The organism is Almyronema sp., from assembly GCF_052168255.1.
Taxonomy (GTDB): Bacteria; Cyanobacteriota; Cyanobacteriia; order Phormidesmidales; family Phormidesmidaceae; genus Sphaerothrix; species Sphaerothrix epifaneia.
Genome location: NZ_JBQLZL010000049.1, coordinates 1 through 15923 on the forward strand (window position 1 = coordinate 1; position 15923 = coordinate 15923).

The following is a 15923-nucleotide window of genomic DNA, read 5'->3' on the forward strand; positions in this document are numbered from 1 at the left end:
TGTTTGCCTTCAGCACTTTTGCCATGTTTGACCACATCGGTGGTGTGACAACGGGAACAACAGATGGGTTCTAAGACCATAGCAAAACCAAGGGTAGACACTCCTCTCTATTTTGCCAGTTCCACAGGTCTAGAACATTACCATCATGCGTCTATATCTAATACTCAGGCTAGGCATATTATTTCCTTGATAAAAGGGTAGTAGAATTTGGACACACCTTAAACATTTCCTGGCTATGGCCTCTACACCAGATCAGCGAAATCTTAGTTTTTCAAAAGGAAAAAGCTCTAAACCTGCATCTGGAGAAAGACCTAGAACTAGCCCTGATCTGTTTACAGAAGGATCTACAACACCTGTTACGTCGTCTTTACCGCTTTGGGAAGCCAGCAATATTTTGGCTCAGCGAAAGCACTTACCTTGGGTAATGGATCCTGATGGAAAACTTTGCTACACCCGTGATGTTAGTGACGGCCAAGGTGCCATTTACTTTTGGGTCACAGAAAATATTGAAGATGAACATCCAGCTACTTTAGCGGGAGCGGCAGCACTTGCGGTTATCGACAATTTTGATATTCGAGCAGCCTGTATGCACTTAATTTATGCTGCTCATGCTGCTCAAGTTGCAAGACCTTGGGAAGAAGAAATTATTATTGACGACCGTCAAATCGAAGCCTATCTCGGTTTACAGAAGCGTACAGATAAATCACGAAAAGAAAAGCTATCCCTAATTGAAGAAATTGCTAAGCAGCCTTGCAAAATAACGACCTATATTACTTGGCCACAACAGGGACGGCAAAAAGGATTTACGGTAGAAGAAGGCCGACTATGGCATATTCTGGGTACCCGATATCACTATCAGCAAGATATCTTCGGTAATAAAGAAATAGCAGGTATTTCCTTCATCATCAAAGCTGGATTGTGGGCAAAGTATTTCCTAAATGAGGATATTTCTCAGGATTATAGCCTTCCAACTCAACAGGGAACACTCTCTAAACACTTGCTTGCCAGCATTATGAGCATTTGGCAGCATCGTGAAGGTGCAGCAAGACTTATGATTTGGTTGCTTTTTAAATCTCAAACAAATAAGCAATACCCTTTTAATGCCCAAACTTTGATGGAAGTAGCCTACGGTCCTAAAAAAGTTGAAGATGCTAAGTCAGATCTTCAACTCCGAAAAAAGCTAGCTAATACTTGGGATGAAGATCTCTTTACACTACATGACAGAGGTTGGAGAATAAACTTTGACTCCGATACTTATTCCGCAGATATTCAACCCGTTGGTTTTGGGCGTTCAGATTCTCGTCGTCCTCGAGGTTTCTTCAAAAGATTACTAGGTGCTCGTTTGTGGATCTATCCACCTGATGAATGGATCACGCAGAAGCTAACCATCTCAACCCAAAAAACACCAGACACTAACGTTGTACAAAATGAGGAAGTTTCTGAATGGCCTACTTTGACAGGCGAAGAAGTTCGAGATATGAGAACTAGCAGAGCTTGGAGCCAGCGCAAGCTAGCAACCCTAACAGGCATAAGTCAAGGATTAATATCAATGATTGAGAATGGTAGTCGTTCTATTACTGAGGACAACGAACTCATTCTGAGACGGGTCTTTGATTACATGTAGCCAATCTTTGATTACAAAGCCTCTAGAACCCTATACCTGATTACAATAAAACTACCTCTCTTCCATACAAAAAGTATTTTTTTCAATTTCCCTCAAAAGCTTACTACAAGAGCTTTCTGCAGTATTTTTACTCCTTCAAAACTCTTACTAGCCTATTTGATTACATTCTCATCTAAACCCTACCCCTCAAGCAATCAGGATAGTTTTAGATCTAGGCTATTGATCACACGGCTTTCATGTGATTACAGAGAAGTCTAGAACCCCACCCCTTGAGACAAAAAGAGGCTGGGCAAGACTTTGAGAAAGCTTCAGCTTGTGGCTGAACTGAGTAACACAGACTTAGTTAACATTCATGATTACAAAAATTATCTGGAAAAAGCTTGATTACATGGACGTTCTAGAACCCAGTACCCAAAACTTCTAGACCCTCATACCTAATATTTCTAGACCCCCATCCCCAAATAGGGTTTTTGTGAACGCATTTTCAGCAGTTTTGGAAAAACCTGACGATGGAAGTGATTACAAGCAAAGCAGTTTAAGGATTTTTGTGTAATCAAAGCTTTTGATATAAGAAAGAAACGTCTCACATATGGAGGTCTATCTTGAGTAAGAAACAGTGCTAAAGCGAAACCCCAACTGTTAGCGCAGTTGAGGTTTCTGAAAGTGCATATCCATAGGCGGGATATACAGCCAGGTAACATCAGAGCAAAATGCTTTGACCAGCAGCTCTGCTATTGCCCATGTTTCTGTGTCTATTTTAGAAACCTAGATGCGATTTCTGCAAGAGTAGCAGCGTCTAAAGATGTTTTATCCCAAACTGTACAGATCAGTGTCGGATCAGCAATAGGCTGCATCTCAAGCTATTATCCGTCTGCAAAACCAGTCACTACACAGCTTCTATCCCGCCCAACGTTTTGTTTGGGATGTTAAGGATTGTGAAAAATGCAGAGCAAGTGCCTAGGTATGTCCTAGAGCACGAAGATTTGTTTTTGAAGCTTTGGCCTCACCGCTATGACTACATCTGGGCCGATTATCCAGAAGCTGGTGAAAAACCTAAGTGGCATACTGAATCGCGCCATCCATTAAGTGACCGTCTAATTCAGCAGGGTAGTTACCTCTACGGAGTTCGCTTTGGCTCCACAACTAACTACCTGATGCTGGATATCGATCGCAATAGTTTGTATCATCCAATCAACGACGCTTTGGCAGTGAATCGCATAGTTGATGCTCTCGAGCCTTTAGGTCTTGTAGAGCCATTAATTGTGACTTCGAGTTATAGCCAGGGGCTTCATCTCTATTTCCCTTTTGAAGAAGCCCAAAAAACTTGGGAAATGGCTTTGGCCGCTGCGGTTTTATTACAAAGTGAGGGTTTTAAACAATCCTTAGGGCATCTAGAGTTATATCCCAACCCACGTACTTTTGCTTCTGGCGATAAAATTTCCCTTTACCAAGCCCATAGATTGCCACTTCAGGTGGGTTCTTACATTCTCAATCGTAATTTTGAGCCGACACTTAGTACTCATAGTCGTTTTGTTCAGCTTTGGCAACAAGCTCAAAAGAAGAATGCAGTTGATAGCAAGATTCTGCGTTGTGCTATCAAGAGTTCTTACAGATGCGAGTACAGGTTTACTACTAAAGCGAAAAAATTTCTCAATGATCTAAATGCCGAAATTGAATTGGGATGGACGGGGCCGGGTATGACCAATCGGATTCTAGGTCGGATCGCTATGCGAAGCTACATTTTCGGTCATGTTATCTATGCTTCTCAACCTTTAGAGGGAGAAACCCTAGTTCAAGATATTGTGGCAACTGCGAAGGATTTGCCTGGTTTTTCAGACTGGTGTCAGCATCAATCAGAAATTTGGGAAAGAGCTAAAGATTGGGCAAATGCTATAGAAAAAAGTAAATACTTTCACTATGGTCTTGGCAGACTGATGAATAGTGAATTTTCAAGAACCGAAGGTAGTGTTCTACAAAACTCACGTCGAGAGGTACAAAAGCAAGCAAGCCGAGAGAAAATCCGCATGGCGATCACGACACTACTCAACGAGAAAATTTTGCCAACTAAAGTCGGTGAGCGGTTTAGAACTCTAGCTCAACGTTTCCAGATTGGGGGGAAAACGCTTTATAGAAACAAAGATCTTTGGCATCCTTGGTACTTGGCATCAGAAATGTCTGTAGAAGCACCTGTGGAAAACCCCCCTAACCCCCCAAATCCAAATGAGACTTCAGGGCAGGACGGCTATAAGGCCACCTGCCCTGAAAGTCAGACAAGCTTATTAGAGGATACTGCCGATAACACCTTGAATAATAAGGGGTTGCCGGTAATTGATTTACCTGAAATACCTACTCAAAGGTGTAATGAGTCGGGACAGCTCGTGCTCGTTGGAATTAAGGCTGCAATCGGAGCTACTAGGACAGGTGTAGAGCATGTTAGGCGTAAATTTCAAATGGCTAAGGCGATCGGACAACGATGCCAAGAGGTCACTGCTCAAGCAAAGCTAATTCAGCGTATGAAAACTTATCTAGAATCGGGTGATCCGGTCTTGATGAATGAATCGCTTAATTGGATGCAGCAAAATCCTGAATATAAAGAGGCGATCTTTGCTTCTAGTTCTTGAGAAGGCTAAGGCTATGAAATAAGTGCTTCTTTCTTGGATTGCCTCAGTAGAGAGCGAGTCTTTCACAATTGCGTCTGCTTGAGCTTGAGCTTTTGCATTACTAGTATTGTGGGCAATTTGAGTTGGATCATCCCTGTTTTTTGTTTTTATGACTTCAGGGGATGATCCAGGTGGTAGGACTTGGCTCTGAGCGATGCGATCGCGTCTCTCAGCTCGTCTTTGCAATACCTCTAGCTGCTGCTGGTAGATATCAACATTGAGCCGATAGACTCTGAGCTTTTGCCCCTCGTACCCCGGCATACTCCGGCTCCAACGAAACTCAGTTTTGATGCCGAGCTGGGCTAGAAGCTGGTGAGCAACTTGAACCGGACTCATTTCCTCTTTGATAGTGAAGTGCAGTGCTAGCTTAATCTGCAAGGCGATCGCTTTGGCTCTTTCGGCAAATTCTTCTAGGTCGTAGCGCGTCCACTCCCGCGACTTGTCTAGAAAATCTGTTAAGCCAAGCCTTTGTCGAAGCTGGCGCTTGAGTTCAGCGTGGCTCATATCCCAGGGCGTGAGTCCCCGCTGCCAGTTTGCCTGCTTTTCCAGCTTGCCCGCATCAGCTCCAATGGCAGTATCAGGGTGGAGCAAAGATTCAAGCTGCATCAGTTCCCCCCGCCGTCTGCCGTTGTTATCCGCTTCGACTAGTTCAGCGGTGATGGCTTCTACTGGCAGACAGTAAAAATCAGCGATCGCAAACTTGGCAGCGGCGAGTCGTTCTTCTGGAGTAGGATTTTCCTTGTTTTTCAGGGCTTCGTATTCCAGATAGGTGAGGTTATTGGCATTGGCAATTTGCTGAGCTGCCATCGCTTTAACCGCGTCTCTAGCTTCTTTGAGCAGTAGCTTGGCGACCTGGTCGGTTTCAGCCGCGATAGTTTTTACATGATTGCCTTCCCATTGCAGGCGCACCTTGAGGGCTAAGCGCAGGTTGCCCATTGAGCGGTTGCGTTCCGCTTCGAAGCGCGCCCACAAGTTGAGATGGGGGTCGCTCTGCCAGTCATAGGCAGCGATCGCTCCAGTAATGTCTTCTCGGAGGCTAGAGCGAATCAGTGAGGCTGAGGTATGGGTCTTGTCCCTAAGTACCTTTTTAAGGAATAGGTGTGAGGTGCTACGAGACAAGCTGCTGTAGTTGCGGCCATGCTCAGCACACCAGACGACACGCTCGACGGGCGGGCGTACCCGACCAAGGGCTTGGCTCATGTCGGCATCAGTAGAAGAAACGCCCCAAAACAGGCCATAGACCCGATCAAAGTAAGCCACTTCAATGCTGACGCCCGTTGCCATCGACGGGGTAGCGATCACTACGTCGAAGTCTTCCAGGTGAGCGTTAGGGTTCTGGATGAAGGCTTGCTCAATCTCGCCGCCGCTGGTTTCGGAGTTGAGCAATAGGCAGTGTAGACCTAAGCCTTCAATCTGAGCAACAAGTCGTTCAAGCTTTTTAGAACCAGCTTTGCTATCGGTGGCAATGAAAACCTTTTTGCCGCTTTGGATATCTGCCAGCAGCCGCGCTGTAATCACGGAGGCATCTTTGGCTTCGATGAAGTGGACGCTGTAGCTGACGGTTTTGTAGTCGTTACGAATGAGATAGGGCTTCTGGCGATCGCCTCTGAGTTCAGCGATGTAGTCGAGGACATCGTTGTTAAGGTCAGCATCAGCGAGGATGACGCGCCGAGCTACCTGAACAAGCTGATGAAAGCGGGCTAGCAAGGCAGGTCTACGGCCATCACGGTTGCAGGTGGAGCTAGTGAGCAGTGAGCGTAACACCTGCACCACTTCATCTAGCACCAGGTCGCACCCGGCAAACTGGTTAGGATTAATTGCTAGCAGAGATTCAACGCAGGTACCGACCCGTAGGGTATAGCCTGCACCGCTGATGAATTGGCCTTGAGCTTTGTCTAAGTCACCCCGGTAGTCAGCACCGAGCCGCTGACAGAGGTTCCGCATTAGGGCGATGCGGTGACCCGCAGGCAGCAGTCGTTCTGAGTCAGCGGTAAGAGCAGCAATCAGATTAGTTTTACCGCTGCCCTTGGGCGCGGCGATCGCTACGATACCTTCATCTGGAATTGACTCAGGCTGAAGTGCCCGCATCTCTGGCACATTGAGCTGAATATCGGCCTTGTGAGTAAGCTGACTATCCAGGGCATTCCACAGTTTCCAATGCTCTAGCGGGAGTGCTTGGTCTATTGCAGCCTTAAACGCTTCAGCACCAGCGGCCACGATGAAATCGTCCACACCTTTGCCAACTGTGCCATCCCACTGCACGATATTGACCGCTGCCCCTTGTGCTTCTAACAATCGGCCAAAGCGAGAAAGGGCGATCGCTACTCTACGCCGTGTCTTAACGGCTGCATCCTGGTCGAAGGCCAAGATTACAGAGCGATCGCCTGCCACAAAGGGTAGTAGCTCTGGAATCAGATAAGGCTTAACCGGGTAGCCTAACGCATCCTTAGAGCGGTAGCCACCGTTGACGCCATAAAGAGCGATCGCCACGTAACCCTGAGAGAGCAGGCAGAGCGATTTCTTCGCTCCTTCAGTAATCAAAATGGGGACTTCAGGATGCTGGGCTAGCCACTGCCAAAAAGAACCCGATAGCGGCACTTCTAGGCCGTAGCGCTGGCTGATGCGTTGCCGAATATTAGCTGAAATTGGCGGTAGATAAGGCTTACTGCCGTTGCCGATAGGGGTTTCGTACTTGCGCCGTTTAACCAGATGAGGATGTTGGCAGATGAGCTGACTAAAGCGATGGGCGATCGCGGACTCAGGCAAATTCAGGGTTTGCTTGAATGTCTTGATGGTTTTGACTTTGTCGATTTTGGCCTGAGCCAGCTTGACTTGCCAGGGGGTACCGTCTTCGTTGAAAAAGATAGCGCCTTCCAGATTATCTCTGACCTGGAGGCCGAAGCGTTTGTATTGCCAGCCAAGGGCATCGTGAATCGGAGTGCTAGGTTCGCCGCCAGCGGCAATTTCTAGATCCTGGTGAATGGTGACGGCAGCTCGATACAGCTCAATATTGATAGCCGAAGCGATACAGCATTCCTGCTGAAACTCAAGGTGCATTATTTAGAAAAGACTAAAGTTCAGTGATGCTGAGCTGAAGCGTTCTCATCACCTGGATTTGAGTTGCGACAAAACAGAGCCACCTGAAGATGTCTCAAAAAAATTTGCACAACAAACAAACGCACTATTGCAGAGATGATCTACAGGCGCTAGTATGGTGACAGGAATTTAATAACAGAACCCCGTGCCGCTGCTCAGCAAAGCATGGTTTCTGGAGAGAAAGCGTTAGCAAGTCACTTGGCGGTGGAGATGCTAACGTTTTCTGCTATCTAGGGGTTTGTGTTCTGGGACTTTCAGTAGACATCACCTCCTTCAAGGTACGTAGAGTCATTCTATGTGATCTCGCTTAAAAGTTCTCGATAAGGTACTTTACACAAGCTACGGGTGGCTGTCGTTGCGTAATTCAGCGAGACAGAAACGAAAAATCTCACAATCGACCTGCCCGCGCACTTAGCGCAGCATGGTGATATTAGAGAATGAATTAGTATTAGATGATACAGAAAGATAGTTGCTCTTTTTCGTCTAAGTCGAGTTGGGCTACCATTTCCTCGCAGTAGGCGACTGCTTCTAGCCTGACTGTTTGCAGAATGTAGTTACGAGCAATGCGATCGCTGCTAAGACTGGGTTGACCTAGACTACTTTCATGGTGGCCGAATCCGTACCAAACAGTGCCTGATAGACGTAGTTTGTCCAGTAACCATAGCACCTCTGGCATCTATATCTGCTGACTTGTGACCACGCGAACATTGATAAAGCTAGAACAGCATAACGACAACTCCGCAAGGCTTTGAATGCCTTTGACTGTAAAAAACGTGATGTGCTCATTGAACTCATGCCAATGCATTCAGCAGATTGTAGCTGAGACATTTCATACTGCGAAAGCTTAGACCAATACTAGGACGATCCTCACCAAGTCCATTTGGATCAATAAAGATGGTTTTCATTTTGCGGCTTTTGTACCGCAACGGAATGATTTGGCCAGCGCAAAAAAGCTTACCATTCGCTTTCTTGTTAGCATCGCTCATCAGCTATTTAGCCCAATCTCATCTTGCTGTTTGTAGTTGCAAACTGCCAGCGATTTCAAAATGGACAGTAGAGACTTAGCTGGCTCGGCGCTGCATATCAGCTATCTGTTGAATAAGGTTGAAAATCGCGTTGGTCAAGGTTTGAATTACCTGTTCAATCCGATTGAAGTTTTGGTTGACCTGGCTAAAGTTCTGATTCATGTCTCGCTTAGTCTCCTGAAGCTGACTAAGCAACTCAACTTCAGCGTCAATGGTTTCTGTTCGTTCCTCGTCGATTCGGATACTCCAGGCTTGGATCGCTCTAGCATTACTGTCAGCGATCGCCTTTGTCTCAGCGATTGATTCTCTGAGAGCCGCGATCGCTGTTGTGTTGATTGCCTGCTGTCTCGCTGTCTGATTTAGGATTTCTTGAATTTCTTGCAGGTTTGCCATAACTGTAATACCTCAATTGCTTGATGAAGTTTTATTGCTTAAATTTTTGGACATAGCTGCGATCGCTTATTTGCTATTGCTTTCGTTAGCACTGTTGGGTTGACTCAGCGCTTCAACCCGCTCAAATACTAAGACTCTAAGCTTGGCTCCAAAACTCAATTCTTTCCAACTGAGGTCACTGCGGCATGTTTCAATCCGTTGTTTTTCCTCATCCGATATTTCAAGTGAGTATCGGGCCATTTCCTTAAAATTGCTCATTTCAACACCTCGATTAAAGCACTTTCAGCACAACTTATCATGCTTGGCTCATTTTGAGTCATTAATTGTCAATTTAGCTCAAATTGAGTATAAGTGTTTGTAAGCTTGAAACAGCATTGATACAGGTCTTGGCACAGATTCGAAGCGCTTCAGTCTGTACCAGTCTGTGCCATTTCGTTTCACGTCAGTGCCAGCAATGATTCAAGGACATTACGTGACAGTAGGCGACTGCTCCTAGCCTGACTGTTTGCGGAATGTAGTTACGAGCAATGCGATCGCTGCCGTGAACCGGGTTTTCCCAGACTTCTTTCATCGTGGCCGCATCCATGCTGAATAGCCCTCGGTAGACATAGTTCGTCCAATATCTACAGCGTCCTCTGGGATCTTTATCCGTCTATTTACATCACCCCGAAAGTCCTATTAGATAGGAGCTACTTTTTGTATCACCCTTCTAGAAAATGTTGTTTGAAGGATACCGACGTGGTGATCCATACCGCGAAAGCCTAGCCCGATGGTCGGACAGTTTTTGCCAAGATCGTTCAGATCGATGATGGCAGCCCTTGACTCGCGGCTTTTGTAGCGCACTGGGATAATCTGACCAATGCGAAATGCATATGAGCGTCGCTCTACAAAGACTTGGATGTTTTAGAGCGTAAAAGTTTGTGGCGCTTTGCTGGGTTAGTTCCAATAGCAGCAACGGCTACTTGTGATCTCATTATTTTCGATTTAGTATGCTGGACATTTAGCGCTCGCTCTCACTTTTCATCACTGCTGGGTAACTGCCAAGGCTGACCACCTAGCTGTTTAACCTGATCTTCTAATCGATTAATGTGCTCTCGCAGCAGGTCAGGTTCAGAGTAGTTCTCACCTAGCTGTTCTAAGTCTATTTCTAGCTGCTGGATACGTTGCGCTAGGCGATCATTATACTCCGCCTCGCTACGGCTGACACCGAAAGCGTTGTCAAAGCGACGTTCCAGAGATTCAACGATGAGTCCCATGCAGAGCGACAAAGCTTGTCTATTTCCCCTATAGGCTTGCCACAGCCAAAAAGCTGAGACTTCACTAAGAGATAAGGGGCTAATTCGGGTTTGTCCTCTAGTTTGAGTTGCTGAGTCTACTTCGATTAAATCTTTTTTCGCGGGCGTATAACCCTGTCCCAGCAGGGATTTAATAGCTTTTGAGCGCAAAAAATCGCGGGCGTTTCTTTCAGAAAGGCCAACGCTGTCTGCGGCTTCAGTCTGATTCATGCAGTAACTGCCGTCCGGCAGCATAAAGCCATCGACGGTTGGCTACAGCGCTCTGCAAACCAAGCACGAAGCATTCAAAGCAACCGTTCAAGCTATCGATTAATGTGTTCTCGCAGTAGGTCAGGTTCAGCATAGCTCTCACCTAACTGTTCTAAATCAGCTTCTAGCTGCCGAATACGTTGCGCTAGGCGGTCATTATACTCCGCCTCACTACGACTAACACCAAAAGCCTTGTCAAATAGACGTTCTAAGCTTTCAATAGCTAGGGCTGCAAGCAAGTTGAGAGCTGACTTATTGCCATGCGAACATTGATAAAGCCAAAACAGCATGACGACATCGAGGAGGATAGCGTTGATACGAGTCTCTCCTCTGATTTGACCCGTCGCTTCAACCGCTATTTTCTCAAAAGCGTGGTCCATATAATCTTGACCTCGCAAGGCTTTGAATGCCTTTGACTGTAAAAAACGTGATGTGCTCATCGAGCTCATGTCAATGCATTCAGCCGCTTGTAGTTGAGACATTCGGTAGGAGCCATCAGGCATCATAAAGCCTTATCGCAAGACTGCCGACGGATATTGTTTCTCTTTTAGCTTTATCTGTCGTGAAGATCGTTTTAGGTAACTGTCCTGGCTACCTTAGAACCTCTGAGTAGCCCTTTAGCTCTTTTATGTGGGGCTTATACTCCTTGCTGAGTAAAGCTTTGAGCTGAGTAAAGCTTTGATGCTCTTTGAGTCCGAAAGCTGTTGAGCTTTAATCTTGGGTTTGCTGATACATTCAGTGTTTTAAGTTTGGCTTATTCGATTGAGCTTACTTCGATTCACTGCTGGTTTCTACTGGAGGAATAATCCCTTGTTGTCTAGCTTCCTCTACAGCACGCTCTATCAAAACCGCTGCCATTTGAGACATCGATCGTCGTTCGTGGTCTGCAAGAGCTTTAAGCCCTTCTTTCAGTTCCTCTTCAACGAAAGCAGTAATCGTAACTTTGGCCATTTCAGCGGTTTGATCATCTGAAAACATCATACTCACCTAGTAGATTTTTTTGCGATCTAAATAAATCCTAACTAAACCTATTATGTTTCTAACAAAACTTGTTAGGATACACTAAGATTGATTCGCAAGGAGATCGAACGACCTTCGAGCGAACGCCACGAAAGGAATCCGAAAAATGCTTAAACTTACTGCGAATACTGAATTCGAGACTATGGAGCAGCCCTCCGCGCAAGTCCCCGAAGGTGCAAGCGAAGCTGCGAGCGAAGTTCGAGCTAAGTCAGCAAGCGAGCTGGCCGATGAGTATCAGGTTTCTAGTCGAACTGTTCAGGGCTGGTTCAAGATCATTTGCTCTGCTTATTCTTGGATTGATCTACCCGAACTAAAAACTGGTAGCTCAGCAAAAACTCGCTATACGCCGTATTGCCAGCACCTCATAGCTGGTTTTCGCCAAGCTGCTGAGAGTATGTCTGCTGAGGATTGGGTTGCCTCAATCCATGCTCAAAATCCTGATTTGCTTCATGCTCAGCAAAAGATTTTGCTCAGTGTTGCAGAAGTCGTTCCCTTAGAAGCTGATTCTGGTGAGGAGTTTTACCGAGTAGATCGCACTGCCGCAAGTTCGCTGGTTCCAAGCGGTGAGAGTTATTTAGAAGCTCTTGGTGAGCAAAAATCTGAACTGGAAGCTATAGAGGCTCAAGAACTGGTGTTGCTGCAACGGATGCAGAGTAGCTTGCATCGTCTGAATCAAAGCCAAGACCAATGGAGTCGTGCTAACGACCTGAGACGACAACGCCTACTCCGACAGGCCCGTCTTGAGGCTGCGACCTTAGCAATCGAACTGGAAGAAGAATTTGAGAACACTCGCCGCGAAACTCAATACAGAATTCAGACAGGGCAGGTGCCGGGAAAGCCTCAAGCCGAAGAAAATCCACCGGTGCACTCAGCATAGTCGTTTTAGCGATCGCCTCCGCTGTTGCCATTTGGCTGTTTGCCCAAGCTCACCATGAACCATCTTGCCGAAGCCTTGATCTACCGCCATCTAGCGTTCAAGACCGCTGTTGAACGAGCTGAGCGGGCTGCTATTGATAGCGGTATAGAGGAGATCGCCGTCCAGGTAGCAGTTCAACGAACCCGTCTAGCGGTTATTCGGGCTCAGCGAGCAAACGTCGAATTAGCCCTGCATATCATCAGGAGAAAAATTGATGGCTGAAAAGAATCCCTTAACGAAGAAACGCACTCGTCGCTCCACTGCTACCAAGACTCCAAGTACCTCTAGTGGAGGCTTGAGCCCTAGTACACCGTCCCCAATAGGTAATTTTAGTGATGCAATTGAATTGCCTTACCCCATCCCGGCTCATGACCCTAACAGCCTGATACCAGGCGACATCTATGATCCTGGTTCGTCTTCCGCACCTCGGATGGAACGCTCAGAAGCAGACAGGCGGATTGAAGACTACCACCAGATGATAGCGGCGCAGCAGGTCGCGGAGAGCGGCTACAACTTCATCTCAGCGGTGATGAAGACGCATACCAGTTACCAGAAAGCTTTGGGAGATGGCTTTACAGCGCTGCGAGAATCGCTGACAACCCAGCGCAAACAGGTGAGCGCCGCGACTGCTGTTGTGGATCTGAGCACCGAGCGGCTGAAGTTTGCCACTGCCATCCAACGCAACGAGCAGGCCAATATCAAGCTCTCTGGTGAGCAGGTTAAGACAGGACTGCTGCAAGAACGGACGGACATTGAGATTGTCAAAGTACGTAATGAGATCCAGGGACTCAAAGCCCAAGCACAGCAAGCTTTGATGAAAGCCCAGTCTTTAGAGCTATCTGCCTAAAACGAGGTGGGACACCTGCGGGGTGTCCCCCTCTCACGACTTCATTCGAGGGGCCTCATGAAAACCAAAAGGGAACGAAGTAAGGAAGAGAAACAGCGTCATCAGAAAGTACATTCCAGGTTTGGTTACCTGTCTACGCTGGTATGGCTGACCAGTGGTACCTCTTTGAGCATTTCGTTGCTCAGCAGTATTCTCTTTAGCAATTGGGGCATCGGGATCGCCGGATTGGGGACGACCGGACTCTCCTTTGCTGCTCTCAAGTCTAGCCGCGAACGTGCGACTCAGACTGCAATAACGCTGCTGTTGCAAAGCAACAAAGATTGGGAGCATCGACTGGCCACTTCAGAGCAAGAGAGAAGCAGCCAGATTGAGCGGTTGAGCCGTGACCGTGACTTCTTGCAAACGGCCCAAACAGAGCTGCTACAAAAATTGACAGAGGTACAAGCTCAAGCAAGCGATCGCCAAGAGCAGATTAGGACTCTACAGGCCGAAGCCAGCCAGATGACAGGACAACTGAGCCGCTTGCAAGTGCAAGTTACTGAGCTAGCTGCTAGGGATAGCGCTAACCAGACGGAGCTAGGGCAGCGGCGAGAGCAGGTCAAGACGCTCTCGCAGCGTCTAGCTCGGATGCAGGAGTCCCTCGAACAAGCTCAATCCCGTCTGAGTGAAAAACGCTATGACCTCGCTGTCCACTTGGACGCGATTGAGGTTCAGATCCTCGACGTTTGGAACCCTCTTTATCAAGGGCTGATAGCGATATGCGATCGCTTTGACCCGAATCGTCCGGTATCGAACCTGGAGTACGCCGGTAAGCCAGTGGAGTTAGAGGAGTCTGAAAAGAAATGCTGGACGCACTACCGCCGCTCCCTGGTAACCTACGACGCAGGTCTAAGAGATCGCGTCAATGCCATGAGCGAGGAGTGTGAGAGCCACGATGACGCTTACAGCTTTTTCTTAACTCTGCTAGAAGAACTGACGCTGAGCTACTGCAAGCTGTGGTCAGGCATCAAGGATTTAGAGCTGGGCACCACTCACGAAGGCGAGAAGCAGGCCATCTACGCTGAGTTTGAGCAACTACGCGATGATTACGTCTCGGAAGCGTCCCAGTGGGTCGAGCGGTCTTCACAAGTAGAAGTCGGCTTCAACGTGATCGAAGATAGCTTCAAGCAGGAGCTAGCCAGCTTGCAGCAGCGCATCGTGGACGCTGAAGCGCTCATTGAAGTGCTGCAAGCCCCGCGTCAGTTTCCTGGTGAAACTTCGATCGACAAGGCTGGCAATCGTTTGATTGATCACTTTGCGACCCATAGCGTGATTCTAGATGCCGTCGAGAGCGTCAAAGTCCCTGGTGGCTTCCGGCTACGCTTCAAAGTAGACCGCAATCCTACAACGACTAAACTGACAGAATCCGAGATTGACAAGATCTGCTCTGAAGTTGGAGTTTGGGGTGTTTCTCAGCATTCACTTAGCGGTGCAGACTTTGAATTAGATGCTCGTAACTTCCTATTAGAGGTTGTGCTTTCTACCCCTGGCGAGAGCCAGTCCCGCTCAGCCAAGAGCAGAAAGCGCTCAGCTCCCAGTTCGACAGCGGTCAAAGCAGAGACTCTAGGCGCTGAGCTGGTAGCCGAGCGCTTTACCGAGCTAGGCTGCTACAGCGCGGCAGAGTTTGAGGAGGTTGTGGCGCTCAAGTTTGTCCCCAGGGTGCGGGTCGTGGCAGGCTCGACCGGGGGCAAGTCGCCGCTGCTAGAGCTAATTGCCTGCGCGATCGCCCAGCTTCAGAAAGGACAGCTTTGGCTGATTAATCCGATACCTGGTAGCCCGAAAGACTGGTTTCATGTGCCGGGGGTGGTGCCTGCGGGCATTGATGGGATTCAGGAGTCAATCAAGTGGTTAGAAGAAGCCCACTGTGAGTTTCAGCGCCGCCGCAATGACCTGCCGGGAACCGCTGGTAAGCCGTTCATCACGGTGATGGTCGATGAGATTAACGCGATTGCCCGCGACTATCCAGAACTGGGTTTGGTGATGAAGGACTTCTACCAGCTCTCAGACCACACGCGCATGGGCTTTTTGACTGCAGGGCAAGGGGCGAATGTCTCTGGCCTCAGCGGTGGTTCTCAGACCCACAAAAAAACAGGCAATGCTACCAAGCTGATGGCGGAGGATTTTGAGAATGCCACTCAGGTCTTTACGGCAACAGCGGCGAAGGTGTGGATCAATAAGCATCTCAAGGGTCATCAGATGAAAGCTTTTGAGGAACGCTTAGACGCACTCAATCAGCTCTGCGCGGAACTAAATGAGGCAGAAGGTAAATCAGCGTACCCGACTGACCCTAACCGCAAAGTTGTCTCTCCCGATGCCTACCGGATTGCGCTGGTAGCCAGCCCCAGAGAAGCCGAGCCGTTCTTTATCCAGCTTCCGGCTTACAGCAGCTACGTGGGTCAGTTAGAGGGAGTCGAGTTTCCAGAGGGTGCTGAGGTGACAGCGCCTAGAGAGAACCAAATGTCTTTAGGACTGCTGGACGGGAGAACTCCTCCTGACACCCAATGCGTCCACTGCGGCCACGACAGGTTTCGCCGTAAGGGAGAGTATGCCGATGGTCGGCTACGTTATGTCTGCTCAAACTGCGGACGCGTCCCGGCGCAGCTAGACGCCACGGCTCGCCGTGGCTAAACAAAAACAGCCGTTTCCAATCGGTTTTGCTTGCAAATCGTCTTGCTAAATCAGGCAGATGTCTGGGATGTCGAGGTAAATCACTCAAAACGTCCAGGCGTCTAGGTTAATCCGTCTCCTGTGTCCACCCC

Annotated in this window: 14 protein-coding genes; 6 read left to right on the forward strand and 8 right to left on the reverse strand. The window is 48.0% G+C overall.

Features of this window, described 5'->3' with window-relative positions:
- The coding region (locus tag ACTS3T_RS11295; protein ID WP_462934976.1) for an IS1 family transposase at window positions 1–80 on the reverse strand (80 nt) is incomplete at its 3' end.
- Window positions 81–235: 155 nt separating this feature from the next.
- Between ACTS3T_RS11295 and ACTS3T_RS11300 the strand changes: the two genes are divergently transcribed.
- Both ACTS3T_RS11300 and ACTS3T_RS11305 read left to right on the forward strand, forming a co-directional pair.
- The gene (locus tag ACTS3T_RS11300) at window positions 236–1624 is read left to right on the forward strand and encodes a helix-turn-helix domain-containing protein (RefSeq protein WP_377968079.1); all 1389 of its coding nucleotides are present in this window, start codon (window positions 236–238) and stop codon (window positions 1622–1624) included.
- Window positions 1625–2559: 935 nt separating this feature from the next.
- Window positions 2560–4245 (forward strand): hypothetical protein, encoded by a 1686-nt coding sequence (locus ACTS3T_RS11305; protein WP_377968078.1) that lies wholly within the window; start codon window positions 2560–2562, stop codon window positions 4243–4245.
- Here the strand turns inward: ACTS3T_RS11305 and ACTS3T_RS11310 are convergent.
- The 7 genes from ACTS3T_RS11310 to ACTS3T_RS11340 all read right to left on the reverse strand — a co-directional run bounded on the left by ACTS3T_RS11310 (window position 4150) and on the right by ACTS3T_RS11340 (window position 11323).
- Window positions 4150–7341 carry a plasmid replication protein, CyRepA1 family gene (locus ACTS3T_RS11310; RefSeq protein ID WP_377968077.1) on the reverse strand — a complete coding sequence of 1064 codons (3192 nt, stop codon included), beginning with the start codon at window positions 7339–7341 and terminating at the stop codon, window positions 4150–4152. The two genes, ACTS3T_RS11305 and ACTS3T_RS11310, sit on opposite strands and share 96 nt — an antisense overlap.
- Window positions 7342–7828: 487 nt before the next feature.
- Window positions 7829–8056 (reverse strand): hypothetical protein, encoded by a 228-nt coding sequence (locus tag ACTS3T_RS11315; RefSeq protein WP_377968076.1) that lies wholly within the window; start codon window positions 8054–8056, stop codon window positions 7829–7831.
- Between the two features lie 385 nt (window positions 8057–8441).
- Window positions 8442–8798 carry a hypothetical protein gene (locus ACTS3T_RS11320; protein WP_377968075.1) on the reverse strand — a complete coding sequence of 119 codons (357 nt, stop codon included), beginning with the start codon at window positions 8796–8798 and terminating at the stop codon, window positions 8442–8444.
- Between the two features lie 442 nt (window positions 8799–9240).
- Entirely contained in the window at window positions 9241–9384 is a 144-nt protein-coding gene (locus tag ACTS3T_RS11325; RefSeq protein WP_462934975.1) for a hypothetical protein, read from the reverse strand.
- Between the two features lie 427 nt (window positions 9385–9811).
- Window positions 9812–10303: a hypothetical protein gene (locus ACTS3T_RS11330; RefSeq protein ID WP_377968072.1), complete on the reverse strand. Its 492-nt coding sequence runs from the start codon at window positions 10301–10303 to the stop codon at window positions 9812–9814.
- A gap of 92 nt (window positions 10304–10395) precedes the next feature.
- Entirely contained in the window at window positions 10396–10722 is a 327-nt protein-coding gene (locus ACTS3T_RS11335; protein ID WP_377968071.1) for a hypothetical protein, read from the reverse strand.
- Between the two features lie 388 nt (window positions 10723–11110).
- Complete coding sequence (locus ACTS3T_RS11340; RefSeq protein ID WP_377968070.1) at window positions 11111–11323, reverse strand: ribbon-helix-helix domain-containing protein; 213 nt, start codon at window positions 11321–11323, stop codon at window positions 11111–11113.
- 181 nt (window positions 11324–11504) lie between these two features.
- Between ACTS3T_RS11340 and ACTS3T_RS11345 the strand changes: the two genes are divergently transcribed.
- The 4 genes from ACTS3T_RS11345 to ACTS3T_RS11360 all read left to right on the forward strand — a co-directional run bounded on the left by ACTS3T_RS11345 (window position 11505) and on the right by ACTS3T_RS11360 (window position 15792).
- Window positions 11505–12239 carry a hypothetical protein gene (locus ACTS3T_RS11345; RefSeq protein WP_377968069.1) on the forward strand — a complete coding sequence of 245 codons (735 nt, stop codon included), beginning with the start codon at window positions 11505–11507 and terminating at the stop codon, window positions 12237–12239.
- Window positions 12240–12293: 54 nt separating this feature from the next.
- Window positions 12294–12500, forward strand: a complete 207-nt coding sequence (locus ACTS3T_RS11350; protein ID WP_377968068.1) for a hypothetical protein — start codon at window positions 12294–12296, stop codon at window positions 12498–12500.
- A gap of 124 nt (window positions 12501–12624) precedes the next feature.
- Window positions 12625–13125, forward strand: a complete 501-nt coding sequence (locus ACTS3T_RS11355; RefSeq protein ID WP_377968067.1) for a hypothetical protein — start codon at window positions 12625–12627, stop codon at window positions 13123–13125.
- Window positions 13126–13182: 57 nt separating this feature from the next.
- Entirely contained in the window at window positions 13183–15792 is a 2610-nt protein-coding gene (locus ACTS3T_RS11360; protein ID WP_377968066.1) for a hypothetical protein, read from the forward strand.
- Window positions 15793–15923 lie beyond the last annotated feature (131 nt).